General features: G+C 60.5%; 11 protein-coding genes. 10 read left to right on the top strand and 1 reads right to left on the bottom strand.

The features are described from left to right. Positions 1-6: 6 nt before the first annotated feature. The 10 genes from JFT81_RS24635 (at position 7) to JFT81_RS24680 (ending at position 13,091) form a co-directional block, all read left to right on the top strand. A complete protein-coding gene (locus tag JFT81_RS24635; RefSeq protein ID WP_201229674.1) occupies positions 7-2,163 on the top strand; it encodes a type I secretion system permease/ATPase in 2,157 nt (718 codons plus the stop codon). Beyond that, positions 2,153-3,520: an HlyD family type I secretion periplasmic adaptor subunit gene (locus JFT81_RS24640; RefSeq protein WP_201147924.1), complete on the top strand. Its 1,368-nt coding sequence runs from the start codon at positions 2,153-2,155 to the stop codon at positions 3,518-3,520. Before JFT81_RS24635 ends, JFT81_RS24640 begins: the two co-directional genes overlap by 11 nt. Positions 3,521-3,889: 369 nt before the next feature. Continuing rightward, positions 3,890-4,786, top strand: coding sequence for a TauD/TfdA family dioxygenase (locus tag JFT81_RS24645; RefSeq protein WP_201229675.1), 897 nt, complete (start codon positions 3,890-3,892; stop codon positions 4,784-4,786). A gap of 18 nt (positions 4,787-4,804) precedes the next feature. Continuing rightward, on the top strand, positions 4,805-5,830 hold the full coding sequence (locus JFT81_RS24650) for an ABC transporter substrate-binding protein (protein ID WP_201229676.1): 1,026 nt from the start codon (positions 4,805-4,807) through the stop codon (positions 5,828-5,830). 5 nt (positions 5,831-5,835) lie between these two features. Next, complete coding sequence (locus JFT81_RS24655; protein ID WP_201229677.1) at positions 5,836-6,696, top strand: ABC transporter ATP-binding protein; 861 nt, start codon at positions 5,836-5,838, stop codon at positions 6,694-6,696. A 20-nt stretch (positions 6,697-6,716) separates the two neighbouring features. Beyond that, positions 6,717-7,583: an ABC transporter permease gene (locus JFT81_RS24660; RefSeq protein ID WP_201229683.1), complete on the top strand. Its 867-nt coding sequence runs from the start codon at positions 6,717-6,719 to the stop codon at positions 7,581-7,583. A 173-nt stretch (positions 7,584-7,756) separates the two neighbouring features. Next, on the top strand, positions 7,757-8,674 hold the full coding sequence (locus tag JFT81_RS24665) for a LysR family transcriptional regulator (RefSeq protein ID WP_201229684.1): 918 nt from the start codon (positions 7,757-7,759) through the stop codon (positions 8,672-8,674). 227 nt (positions 8,675-8,901) lie between these two features. Then, entirely contained in the window at positions 8,902-10,440 is a 1,539-nt protein-coding gene (locus JFT81_RS24670; protein WP_201229685.1) for an MFS transporter, read from the top strand. 27 nt (positions 10,441-10,467) lie between these two features. Next, a complete protein-coding gene (locus JFT81_RS24675; RefSeq protein WP_201229686.1) occupies positions 10,468-11,538 on the top strand; it encodes an HlyD family secretion protein in 1,071 nt (356 codons plus the stop codon). After that, positions 11,535-13,091 (top strand): efflux transporter outer membrane subunit, encoded by a 1,557-nt coding sequence (locus JFT81_RS24680; protein ID WP_201229687.1) that lies wholly within the window; start codon positions 11,535-11,537, stop codon positions 13,089-13,091. Before JFT81_RS24675 ends, JFT81_RS24680 begins: the two co-directional genes overlap by 4 nt. Here JFT81_RS24680 and JFT81_RS24685 read toward each other — a convergent pair. Next, complete coding sequence (locus JFT81_RS24685) at positions 13,072-13,761, bottom strand: NYN domain-containing protein (RefSeq protein ID WP_201229688.1); 690 nt, start codon at positions 13,759-13,761, stop codon at positions 13,072-13,074. The genes JFT81_RS24680 and JFT81_RS24685 overlap by 20 nt on opposite strands. Positions 13,762-13,876 lie beyond the last annotated feature (115 nt).

Below are 13,876 nucleotides of genomic sequence, written 5' to 3' on the forward strand. Positions count from 1 at the left end.
TCGAGCGTGGAATCAGAAGTCAGTCGAGTTCATCTCAGTCATGATCCACGCGCGTTGCACGACGATCCGTTACTGGATGGTCTGCTCGCCCTTTGCATGCTGCACCAGAAGCCCGCCAGCGCGGCGATGCTGACCACCGGCCTGCCGCTGCCCAAACAACGCCTCAGTATCGAGTTGCTGCCCCGAGCGGCGGCTCGCGCCGGCCTGCAAGGTCGGGTGTTGCAGCGCAAGCTGGAAGAAATTCCGGCGATCGCCATGCCGGCGTTGTTGCTGCTCAAGGATGGCCGCAGCGCCGTCCTGCTCGGCTGGCAGGGTGACAACGAAGCGCGGGTTCTGCTCAGCGAAGCCGACGGTGGCGAGTCGCTGGTCAGTCGTGAATTGTTGGCCGACGATTACATCGGCAAGGTCTTCTTTGCCCAGCCGCAACACAAATTCGACGTCAACCACGGCACGCTGATTCCGCGTGCGCGCTCGTGGTTCCGCGATACCCTCAAGCGTTCGCGCTGGCTGTACGCTGATGCGATCGCGGCGAGTTTCCTGATCAACATCATCGCCATGGCCGCGCCGCTGTTCGTGATGAACGTCTATGACCGCGTGGTACCGAACCAGGCCGAAGCAACCCTGTGGGTACTCGCCCTGGGCATCACTGGCGCGTACATTTTCGACCTGATCCTCAAGAGTCTGCGTAGCTTGTGCCTGGATCTGGCCGGGAAGAAAACCGACCTGATCATCTCCGCGACGCTGTTCGAGCGCATCGTCGGCATGGCGATGAAATACCGCCCGGCGCGGGTCGGCAGCTTTGCGCAGAACATCCACGAGTTTCAGAGCCTGCGCGACTTCCTTGCCTCGCTGACCCTGACCAGCCTGATCGACCTGCCGTTCACCATCCTGATTTTCATCGTCATCGCCATTCTCGGCGGGCATCTGGTGTGGATTCCGGTGCTGGCGTTCCCGATTGCCCTGCTGATCGGCTACGCCTTGCAGAAGCCGCTGGTGGCAACCATGGAACGCACCATGGCCCTCGGCGCCGAGCGCCAGTCGAGCCTGATCGAAACCCTCGCCGGCCTCGACGCGGTCAAGGTCAACAACGCCGAGAGCGAACGCCAATATCAGTGGGAGCAGACCATCGGTACCCTTAGCCGCCTCGAACTGCGGGTGAAAATGCTCTCCGGCCTGGCGATGAACATCACCTTGCTGATCCAGCAATTGGCCGGGGTGATCATGATTGTCTTCGGCGTGTACCAGATCATCGACGGCCACTTGAGCATGGGCGGTCTGATTGCCTGCTACATGCTCAGTGGTCGCGCGCTCAGTCCGCTGGCGTCGCTGTCCGGTCTGCTGACCCGGTACCAGCAAGCCCGCGTGACTATGACCTCGGTCGACCAGATGATGGAGCTGCCGCAAGAGCGCAACTTCGAAGAACGCCCATTGAGCCGCAAGGTTCTGCAAGGCGCCATCGAGTGCCGCCAGCTCAACTTCACCTACCCGGAACAACAGAACCCGGCGCTGAAGAACATCAACCTGGTGATTCGTCCCGGCGAGAAGATCGGCATCATCGGCCGCAGTGGTTCGGGCAAGAGTTCGCTGGCAAAACTGCTGGTCGGCCTGTATCAACCGGACGACGGTGCGTTGCTGGTCGACGGTGTGGATATCCGCCAGATCGACGTCAGCGAGCTGCGCTACAACATCGGCTACGTGCCGCAAGACATCCAGCTGCTGGCCGGCACCCTGCGTGACAACCTGGTCTCCGGCGCGCGTTATGTCGAAGACGAACTCGTCCTGCAAGCCGCCGAACTGGCCGGCGTCCATGAATTCGCCCGTCTGCACCCGCAAGGTTATGAGCTGCAAGTCGGCGAGCGCGGGCAGAACCTCTCCGGTGGTCAGCGGCAGAACGTCGCACTGGCCCGGGCGCTGCTGCTCAATCCGCCGATCCTGTTGATGGACGAGCCGACCAGCGCCATGGACAACACTGGCGAAGAACGCCTCAAGCAACGCCTCGCGGCGGTGATCGAAAACAAGACCGTGGTGCTGGTGACGCACCGGGCATCGCTGTTGTCGCTGGTGGATCGTCTGCTGGTGATCGACCGTGGACAGATTCTCGCTGACGGCCCGAAAGCCGCGGTGATGGAAGCGTTGAAGAAGGGGCAGATCAGTGTTGCTTAAGTCGGGTTTCAAGGATTCGATCCGTCGCTACTTCAAGGGCACTGCCTCGCTGCAGGGCCAGCCACTGCCGGAGGTCAACAAGGCACTGATCGAGGACGCCCCGCGCGTCGTGCGCTTGACCATCTGGGCGATCATCGGCTTCTTCGTATTCCTGATGCTGTGGGCCAACTTCGCCGTGATCGACGAAGTGACCAAGGGCGACGGCAAGGCGATTCCGTCGTCGAAGATTCAGAAGATCCAGAACCTTGAGGGCGGCATCGTCTCTGAGCTGTTCGTCAAGGAAGGTCAGATCGTCGAGGCCGGCGCGCCGCTGATTCGTCTCGACGACACGCGTTTTGCCTCCAACGTCGGCGAAACCGAAGCCGATCGGCTGTCGATGTTGCTGCGCGTCGAGCGTCTGAGCGCCGAGGTCGACGACCGTCCGCTGAATTTCCCCGAGGACGTGCTCAAAGCCGTGCCGGGTCAGGCGAAAAGCGAAGAATCGCTGTACATCAGCCGCCGTCAGCAACTGCACGACGAGATCGGTGGCTTGCAGGAGCAGTTGATTCAGCGTCAGCAAGAGCTGCGCGAATTCGGCTCCAAGCAAGCGCAGTATCGTCAGCAACTCGGCTTGCAGCGTCAGGAAATCAACATGTCCGAGCCGCTGGTGGCGCAGGGCGCGGTGTCCCCGGTTGAAGTGCTGCGGCTCAAGCGTGCCGAAGTGGAAACCCGTGGGCAGCTCGACGCCACCACGCTGGCAATCCCGCGTGCGGAATCGGCGATCAAGGAAGTGCAGCGCAAAATTGATGAAACCCGCGGCAAATTTCGCAGCGAAGCGCTGACCCAGCTTAACGAAGCGCGCACCGACCTGAACAAGGCCAGTGCGACCGGCAAGGCCCTGGAAGATCGTGTCAGCCGTACGTTAGTCACCTCGCCAGTGCGCGGCATCGTCAACAAGTTGCTGGTCAACACCATTGGCGGCGTGATCCAGCCGGGTAGCGACATGGTCGAAATCGTCCCGCTGGACGACACCCTCCTTGTCGAAGCGAAGATCCGTCCACAGGACATTGCCTTCCTGCATCCGGGGCAGGAAGCGATAGTGAAATTCACCGCGTATGACTACACCATTTATGGCGGGCTGAAGGCCCAGCTGGAGCAGATCGGCGCTGACACCATCACCGACGAAGACAAGAAAACCACCTACTACGTGATCAAGGTGCGCACTGAGCGCAGCCACTTGGGTACGGATGACAAGCCGTTGCTGATCATCCCGGGGATGGTTGCGTCGGTGGACATCATCACCGGCAAGAAGTCGGTGCTGAGCTACCTGCTCAAGCCGATCATCCGCGCACGGGCCGAGGCGTTGCACGAACGCTAGATTTTCAGCGCTGCTGCCGGCCTCATCGCGAGCAAGCTCGGCTCCTACAGGTTATGTGTCGAACGCAAAATTGCGTTCAACCCCGCCCTGTAGGAGCCGAGCTTGCTCGCGAAGGCGTCCGCCCCATTCGCCACATCCTGCCCATAAGTGACAAAAACTGTCACTCACCATCCAGTTCATTCCTCACCATTCGCCATATCGTTATTCGCTAACGGTATTTAATTTCCAATTCTTATAGCTATAAAGTCACTCCCCTGCGTACCTGCCGACCAATCGGCGCGCCGCACGACCTGAACCAACACGCAATCCAGCGTGAGTTTCTGATCGACGCGCGCGCCCATGAGCGCGCCGTGCGTGGGAGATTGAAAGATGTCCGCAGCTACTGCTTCCCCAAGCGCCGCGAGCGCCGCGCCGCAAGCCTTCGAGATTCTTCCGTTCAGCGGTGCTGTCGGTGCCGAAATCATCGGCCTCGACCTGACCCGTCCGGTCAGCGACGAGGATTTTGCGCGCATTCACCGCGCGCATCTGGATCACCATGTCGTGGTGTTCCGTGACCAACGCATCACCCCGCAACAGCAGATCGACTTCAGCCGCCGCTTCGGCGTGTTGCAGATCCATGTGCTCAAGCAGTTCTTGCTGGCCAATCACCCGGAAATCCTCATCGTTTCCAACATCGTCGAAAACGGCCAGAACATCGGCCTCGGCGATGCTGGCAAATTCTGGCACTCCGACCTCTCTTATAAAGAGCTGCCAAGTCTCGGCTCGATGCTCCACGCGCAGGAACTGCCATCCGAAGGTGGCGACACCTTGTTCGCTGACATGCACAAAGCCTGGGACAACCTGCCCGAAGCGCTGCGCAAAGCGGTCGAAGGGCGCTCTGCCGCGCATTCCTACACCGCGCGCTACAGCGAAACCAAATTCGAGGGCAACTGGCGTCCGACCCTGACGCCCGAGCAGTTGGCGCAAGTCGCCGAAGTGGTGCACCCGATCGTGCGTACCCACCCGGAAAACGGCCGCAAGGCGTTGTTCGTCAGTGAAGGTTTCACCACGCGCATCGTCGGCCTGCCAGAGGACGAGAGCCAACAACTGCTCGCCGAGCTCTACGCCCACAGCGTGCTGCCGAAAAACATCTACCGCCATCAGTGGCAGCCCCACGACATGGTGTTCTGGGACAACCGTTCGCTGATCCATCTCGCTGCCGGCTGCCCCGCGCACCTGCGCCGCAAGCTGTTTCGCACGACCATTCAGGGCGACGCGCCTTTCTGATTCGCCGGAGATTCGATCATGTCCAAACGTCTTCCATTTGCACCGCTGACCGCCGCCATCGGTCTCGGTTTCAGCCTGATCGCCGGCAGCCTGGTGGCGCCGACCGTGGCCCACGCCGAAGGTGAAATCCGTATCGCCGAACAGTTCGGCATTGTCTATTTATTGCTCAACGTAGTGCGCGATCAGGGCCTGATCGAAAAGTACGGCAAGCAGGAAGGCCTTGATATCAAGGTCGACTGGACGCAGCTGTCAGGTGGCGCCGCCGTCAACGATGCGTTGCTCTCCGGCTCCATCGACATTGCCGGCGCTGGCGTCGGGCCGTTGCTGACCATCTGGGATCGCACCCATGGCAAGCAGAACGTCAAAGCCGTGGCCTCGCTGGGCAACTTTCCTTACTACCTGGTGAGCAACAATCCCAAGGTCAAAACCATTGCTGACTTCACCGAGAAGGATCGCATTGCGGTGCCGGCGGTGGGCGTCTCCGTGCAATCGCGTTTCCTGCAATACGCAGCGGCCAAGCAGTGGGGCGACAAGGAATTCAATCGCCTCGACAAGTACACCATCGCCGTTCCGCACCCGGACGCCACTGCGGCGCTGATCGCCGGTGGCACCGAGTTGACCGGGCATTTCTCCAATCCGCCGTTCCAGGATCAGGCGCTGGAAAACCCGAACGTGCATGTCGTGCTCAATTCCTACGACGTGCTCGGTCCGAACTCGCCGACCGTGTTGTTCGCCACCGAGAAATTCCGCAACGACAATCCGAAAACCTACAAAGCCTTCGTCGAAGCGCTGACCGAAGCCGCGCAATTCGCGCAGAACGATAAAGGCGCGGCGGCCGACACTTACATCCGCGTGACCAAAGCCAAGATCGACCGTGCCGCGCTGCTGAAAATCATCGACAACCCGCAGTTCGAATTCAGCGTCACGCCGAAAAACACTTATCCACTGGCCGAATTCCTCTACCGCGTCGGCGCGATCAAGAACAAGCCTGAGTCGTGGAAGGACTACTTCTTCCAGGATGCCAAACCGCTGCAAGGGAGCTGACCGACATGAACGCCCCTTTGCCAGGCCACGCGGCCAGCAACCCGATCGCCATTGCGCAAGCGCTGCTGGCGGTGGATCAAGTCAGCCTTGAATACCGCACGCCGCAACGGGTGGTGCGGGCCACTCACCAGGTCAGTTTCGAAGTCGATCAGCAGGATCGCTTCGTGCTCCTTGGCCCTTCCGGTTGCGGCAAATCGACGTTGCTCAAAGCCGTCGCAGGGTTCATTGCGCCGTGCGAAGGCGAGATTCGTCTGCAAGGTCAGCGCGTCGACGCGCCGGGGCCGGACCGGATTGTGGTGTTTCAGGAGTTCGATCAGCTGCCACCGTGGAAAACCGTCAAACAGAACGTGATGTTCCCGCTGCTGGCCTCGCGCACGCTGAAGAAAAAACAAGCCGAAGAGCGCGCGCTGCACTATCTGGAAAAAGTCGGTCTGGCGGCGTTCGCCGATGCTTACCCGCACACGCTGTCCGGTGGCATGAAAGCGCGCGTGGCGATTGCCCGGGCGTTGGCAATGCAGCCGAAAATTCTCCTGATGGATGAGCCGTTCGCCGCGCTGGATGCGCTGACCCGCCGCAAGATGCAGGAAGAGTTGCTGCTGCTCTGGGAAGAAGTGCGCTTCACGCTGTTGTTCGTCACGCACTCGATTGAAGAGGCGCTGGTGGTCGGCAATCGCATCTTGTTGCTGTCCCCGCATCCGGGGCGGGTAAGGGCAGAGGTGCACAGCCATCAATACAACTTGCAAAGCCTTGGCGGCGTGGCGTTTCAGGAATCGGCGCGGCGCATCCATCGGCTGCTGTTCGACGAAGGCCAGTCGCCGGAAGCCGAGCTCGACCACGACTTCAACGATATTCGCATCGCTTATTGAGCGGCCTGGAGAATTGCCCGATGAGCCATTCATCATCTGTACGACAAGAGTTCGAAACCGTGCTGGAGCCGCTGACCAGCGTGCCGGTCGAGCGCGAATTACCGCTGGGCCAACGGCTGTGGCAACAAGGTTGGCTGCGTAAAAGCCTGATCCTGATTTTGCTCGCGGTCATCTGGGAAATCGTTGCCCGGGTGCAGAACAACGATCTGCTGTTGCCCAGTTTTGTACAAACCAGCCATGCGCTATACGACGGTCTGCTCAGCGGTGAATTGCTGGGCAAGGTGTGGATATCGCTGGTGGTGCTGCTCAAGGGCTATCTGATCGGTATCGTGTTGGCGTTTGCCCTGACCACGCTGGCGGTTTCGACCCAGTTTGGACGGGATCTGCTGAGCACGCTGACTTCGATGTTCAATCCGCTGCCGGCGATTGCCTTGCTGCCGCTGGCCCTGCTGTGGTTTGGGCTGGGGCAGAACAGTCTGATTTTTGTACTGGTGCATTCGGTGCTGTGGGCGCTGGCGCTGAACACCTACATGGGGTTTCTCGGTGTGTCGGAAACCTTGCGCATGGCCGGGCGCAATTACGGGCTGAAGGGCATGCGCTTTGTGCTGTTCATCCTGATTCCGGCGGCGCTGCCGTCGATTCTTGCCGGGCTGAAGATTGGCTGGGCGTTTGCCTGGCGCACGTTGATCGCGGCTGAACTGGTGTTCGGGGCGACCAGCGGCAAGGGTGGACTGGGTTGGTACATCTTCCAGAATCGCAATGAGCTGTACACCGACAAAGTCTTTGCCGGGTTGGCGGTGGTGATCCTGATCGGCTTGCTGGTGGAGAACCTGGTGTTCGACACGCTGGAGCGGGTGACCGTTAAACGCTGGGGTATGCAGCGCTGATTTGTCGCGCCTCGACCCGGCCATTCGCGAGCAGGCTCGCTCCCACATTTGAAATGCATTCCCATGTGGGAGCGAGCCTGCTCGCGAAAGCGTCCAACCGGCCACCGCCTCATTAGCTGAATGTTTGTTAGCATTGCGCGTAGATCAATCCAGATCCGCCATGAGTGCTCAACATGCAACTCCCGGACATGAATCTTCTGGTCGCCCTCGACGCCTTGCTCGACGAGGGCAGTGTGGTCGGTGCCGCGCGGCGAATGAACCTCAGCCCGGCGGCGATGAGCCGCACGTTGACACGAATCCGCGAAGCCATCGGTGATCCGATTCTGGTGCGCGCCGGTCGGGGGCTGGTGCCGACGCCCAAAGCGCTGGAGCTGCGTGAGCAGGTTCGCGATGTGGTCGAGCAGGCTGCGCTGCTGTTCCGCTCGGCTGACGACGTCGATCTGAGTACTTTGCGCCGACGCTTCAGCATCCGCGCCAATGACTTTTTCATTGGCGTGTACGGCGGCAAACTGTTCGACACCCTCGATCAAATGGCGCCGCACTGTGAGCTGCGCTTTGTCCCGGAAGGTGATGGCGACGATGAAGCGCTGCGTGAAGGGCGGATAGACCTGAGCGTGAGCAACACTCGCCCCGTCAGCCCGGAAGTCAAAGTGCAGAATCTGTTTTCCACCCATTTCGTTGGCCTGGTGCGCGAGGATCATCCGCTGCTCGACGGCGAAATCACCGCGGAACGTTACGCCGGGTTTTCTCACATCAGCATGTCCCGCCGTGGCATTGCTCGCGGCCCTATCGATACGGCGTTGAACGCTTTGGGCCTGGAGCGGCGGGTGGCGGTGATTGCGCCGAGTTTCCATGCAGCGATGTTTGCCTTGCCTGATTCCGATCTGATCTTGCCGGTGCCCAAGGAGGCGTTGCTCAGCGTGCGGCGGTTAGGCCTGAAGCTGCGCTCGTTTGACCTGCCGATCCCGTTGCCGACGTTGATGCTGACCCAGGCTTGGCACCCGCGTTTCGACAAGGATCCGGCGCATCGCTGGCTGCGCGAAACCCTCAAGTCCTGCTGCGACGAAACGTGGCTGGCTGCCCAACCTTAGGTAGTTGTGAGTACCACGAATCCCTGTGGGAGCGGGCTTGCCCGCGATGAGGCCAGCAGCCGAAACATCTTTAGTGACTGATCCACCGCTATCGCGGGCAAGCCCGCTCCCACAGGGATCATCATCGTTGCGTCAGACGCACTTATAAACTGCCAATAAGTCAATTTTAGTCAGTACAAAGCCCGACTAAGATGCTCCGGTATTTTTCCTCCCGGAGTAGCTATTTCATGACATCCCTGACGGTCACGGCGCCCATCGCTGCGGCCAACCCGGCGACGGCGGCTGCGCCACCGGTGTTCGGGGCGCGGATCATCGTTGGTCTGGTCGGCGTGCTGCTGGCAGTGCTGGTGTCGGGCCTCAACGAGATGGTGACCAAGGTTGCCCTGGCCGACATTCGCGGCGCGCTGAACATTGGTTACGACGAAGGCACCTGGCTGGTGTCCTTTTACGCCGCGACGTCGGTCGCGGCCATGGCCTTCGCGCCGTGGTGCTCGGTGACCTTTTCGCTGCGCCGCTTCACCCTCTGCGCGATCAGTCTGTTCACCTTGCTCGGCGTGCTCTGTCCGTTCGCCCCGAATTACGAAAGCCTGCTGCTGATGCGTACCCTGCAGGGCCTGGCCGGCGGTGCATTGCCGCCGATGCTGATGACCGTCGCGCTGCGCTTCCTGCCGCCGAATTTCAAACTCTATGGCTTGGCCGGTTACGCGCTGACGGCCACTTTCGGCCCTGGCCTCGGCACACCGCTGGCCGGGTTGTGGACTGAATACTTCGGCTGGCAATGGACGTTCTGGCAAATCATCGGGCCGTGCCTGATTGCCATGGTCATGGTGGCTTACGGCATTCCGCAGGATCCGCTGCGCCTGGAACGCCTCAAAACGTTTAACTGGAAAGGGCTGCTGCTGGGTTTTCCGGCGATCTGCATGCTGGTGATCGGCCTGTTGCAGGGCAATCGGCTGGACTGGTTTGAGTCCAATCTGATCTGCGCGCTGCTCGGCTGTGGATCTTTGCTGTTGGTGGCTTTATTGATCAACGAGTGGTCGCAGCCGATTCCGTTTTTCAAAATGCAGATGCTCGGCATACGCAACCTCTCGTTCGCGCTGATGACCCTGGCCGGCGTGCTGGTGGTGCTGCAAGCGGTGGTGTTGATTCCGTCGAGCTATCTGGCGCAAGTGCAGGGTTATCGCCCGGTGCAGACCGCGCCGATCATGCTGATCGCGGCGTTGCCGCAGTTGCTCGCGCTGCCGCTGGTGGCCGCGCTGTGCAACTTGCGCTGGGTCGATTGCCGCTGGGTGCTGGGGATCGGTTTGAGCATGCTGACGCTCTCCTGCCTGGGCGGGTCGCTGCTGACCGCGGAATGGATTCGCGACAATTTCTACGTCCTGCAATGGCTGCAGATTTTCGGCCAGCCGATGTCGGTGTTGCCGTTGTTGATGCTCTCGACCGGCAGCATTCAGCCAATGGACGGGCCGTTTGCCTCGGCATGGTTCAACACTGTGAAAGGTCTGGCGGCGGTCGTCGCCACCGGGGTGCTCGAGGCGCTGACCACGGCGCGTCTGCATTTTCACTCGACCATGCTGGTCGACAGCCTCGGCAACTCACCGTTGGCCGACCGCAGCGATCCGGGCCTTGCTCATCGCCTGCACGAACAGGCCGTGGTGCTGACGTCTTCTGATCTCTACGTGTGCATGGCTGGCGTCGCAGTGACGCTGATCTTGCTGATTTTCTGGCTGCCGACGCGGATCTTTCCACCGCGCGCACCGACCTGATTGCGGTACTGAACAATGAAGGTTTTTATGACGACTCAAGCAAAGCAAAAACTCGCGGTGGCCGTTGCCACTGCGTTGGCGGTGGGCGTGCTGTTGTATCTGGCAGTGCCCGGCCTGTTTGGCAAACGTACGCAGCAGAACACCAATGACGCTTTCGTCTCCGCTGATTTCACCTTGGTGGTGCCGCGTGTGGCCGGCTTCATCAAGGAAGTGCTGGTGGAGGACAACCAGCGGGTGAAGGCCGGGCAGTTGCTGGCGTTGATTGATGACCGCGATTTGCGTGCTGCCGCCGAAGCGGCTGATGCGCAGACACTGGTCGCCCGTGCGCAGTTGCAGAACGCCAAAGCGACGCTGGAGCGCCAGACTTCGGTGATCGCTCAGGCACAGGCTTCGGTAGTGTCGGCCAAGGCTGAAATGGCCTTCGCCCAGCAGGAATTGAATCGCTACAACCATTTGGCAGGCGTCGGTGCCGGCACCGTGCAGAACGCGCAACAGGCCCGTACGCGCATCGATCAGGCCTCCGCGCGGCTGGACACCGCGAGCGCAAAACTGGCCGCCGAGCGCAAGCAGGTCGAAGTCCTCACCGCGCAGCGTAATGCCGCCGAAGGCACTTTGAAGCACGCACAAGCGGCGCTGGAAATCGCCAGTTTCGAACTCTCCTACACGCGCATCACCGCGCCGCAGGACGGCATGGTCGGCGAGCGTGCCGTGCGTGTTGGCGCCTATGTGACGCCGGGCAGCAAGCTGCTGGCGGTGGTGCCGTTGCAGCAGGCCTATGTGGTGGCCAACTTTCAGGAAACGCAATTGACCGATGTGCAGCCCGGGCAGCAAGTGCAAGTGCACGTCGATAGTCTCGGCGGTGAAGCCCTGCGTGGCCGCGTCGAGAGTATCGCTCCGGCCACCGGCGTGACCTTTGCGGCGGTGAAGCCGGACAACGCCACCGGCAACTTCACCAAAGTGGTACAGCGGATTCCGGTGAAGATTGTGCTGGAGCCGGGGCAGCCACTGGCCGAGCGACTGCGGGTGGGGATGTCGGTGGAGGCGAGTATCGATACTCGCAGTTCGGCGACGTCGGTGCGTGAGGTAACTCAGCGATGATTCATATTGACCGAACTGACGCCTTCGCGAGCAGGCTCGCTCCCACAGGGGCAGCGCATTCCAAAATGTGGGAGCGAGCCTGCTCGCGGAGAGGCCAATGGCAGCAACTCACTTTGGCTGCTTTGCTCGCAATAAGTCTCAGCGCCTGCACAGTGGGGCCTGACTTCCAAAAGCCCGAAGCCACGCAAATCGCCGACTGGGCAAAACCGAGTAAATCCGCCCCCGGCCAAACCGTCAGCGAACCCCTCAACGAACGCTGGTGGGAAGTCTTCAACGACTCGCAACTTTCGGCCCTGACCCAGCGCGCCGTGAAGAGCAACCTCGACCTGCAACTGGCCGGCAGCCGCCTGCAACAAAGCCGCGCTGCGCGTCAGGTGATCAGCGCTGATCGTTACCCGAACACCGCCGCCAGTGGCAGCTACGCGCGCAAACGCAACAGCGGCGAAGGCCTTACCGATCCTTCCGGAAACAATGGCGATTCCGCTTTCAATCTGTGGGACGCCGGTTTCTCCGCCTCATGGGAGCTGGATTTCTGGGGACGCGTGCGCCGTGAAACCGAAGCCGCCGACGCCAACCTCGAAGTCGCCGAAAACGACCGTCGCGGGGTGCTGTTGGCTGTGCTCGCCGACACCGCGCAGAACTACATTCAACTGCGCGGCGTGCAAAACACCCGCGCCGTCACCGAGCAGAATCTCGACGTCGCCCGCCACAGCCTCAAGCTTTCGCAACTGCGTCTGAACGATGGCGTGGCCACTGATCTGGACGTCGCCGAAGCCGCCGCGCAAGTCGCCGCCATCGAATCGCGGCTGCCGGCGCTGGAGCAACGCCAATCGCAACTGATCAATGCGATCAGCCTGTTGATGGGCGAGCCGCCGCAAGCCTTGGCCAGAGAGTTATCCACAGACGCCGCCGTGCCGCAGTCGCCGCCGCAAGTCGCTATCGGCCTACCGTCGCAACTAGCCGAGCGCCGCCCCGACATCCGTCAGGCCGAAGCGCGACTACACGCCGCCACTGCCAACATCGGCGTGGCCAAAGGTGATTTCTATCCACGCATCACGCTGTCCGGCAACCTCGGCTCGCAGGCCATGCAGCTCAGTGATTTCGGCTCCTGGGGCTCGCGTGCTTTCGGCATCGGCCCACAATTCAGCTTGCCGCTGTTCGACGGCGGACGACTGCGCGGCATGTTGCAGTTGCGTGAAGCCCAACAGCAGGAAGCCGCCATCGGCTACCAGCAAACCGTGCTGCGCGCCTGGCATGAAATCGACGATCAACTGACCGCCTACAACGCCAGCCAACGCCGCCGCGACAGCCTCGCCGAAGCCGTGCGCCAGAACCAGATCGCCCTGCGCACCGCGCAACAGCAATACGTCGAAGGCGTGGTCGATTTCGTCAACGTCCTCACTGTGCAAGGCGCGTTACTGGCCACGCAGGAGCAGTGGGTGGAAAGCTCGACGGGGGTTTCGCTGGCGATGGTGGGGTTGTACCGAGCGCTGGGCGGGGGCTGGGAGTCGGTTTATCCGATAGCGAAACTTGCTACCAGTAATCCGGTTTGATCGCCGGTTTCTTGTGCGTGGGCACTCGGTTTGGAAACTGATTAAGGAGCAATTCTTCCGCAGTGATTACCCTTCGCAGCCAGTGAGAGTGATCTTTCAGGGAGCCTGGAGTGGGCCGGTTCAAACCTGCCCTGTGGGGAAGGATGACGCCAACGATCAGGTGAGGGAAATCTGCGCGTACTGCTCTCAATGCGGGGGTGATATCGGTGTCACTTGAAACCAGTACGAGTTGTTCGACACGCTCTTGCATTGGGAACATCACTTGCTGGCAGGCAGTGCGATACATGCTGATCGCTATATGAACGTCGGTTTCCTTTTCTTCAAGCTTCCAGATGTCGACCTTGTCTTGACGTGAGGCCTTGGTGTTTTTGTCGATGAATCTAGGTGCTTTAGCCTGCTCAAGGTGATGTCGGCCAAAATGCACTCTGACATTGGTCGTGCGCAGTGCCCTTATGTAAGTGTCTTGGGCCTCTTTTGAAATTCGGCCCAATGTCGCGAGTTCGGGTTTTATTGATGAGGTGAAATAGTCAATCGAGACAACTGCGTTTTGCGGGTTTTCGATGTGCGCCACATGAACCAACAAACGTTCGAGATTTAGCCATTTATAGGGGGTTCCAGCGAGCAACCCATAGAACAAGTTGTAGCCATCGACAAAAAAAGCAGTGCGCACAAATCATTCCTCAGAAACGAAAAAACCGGCCTAAGCCGGTTTCTTCACCCCAACTGCCAGCGAACTGAATCGCTACGTACGGGGTTGAGTAAGGCAATCCTAGATTGAGCGCGTC

The sequence above is a fragment of the Pseudomonas sp. TH43 genome (genome assembly GCF_016650635.1).
GTDB lineage: Bacteria > Pseudomonadota > Gammaproteobacteria > Pseudomonadales > Pseudomonadaceae > Aquipseudomonas.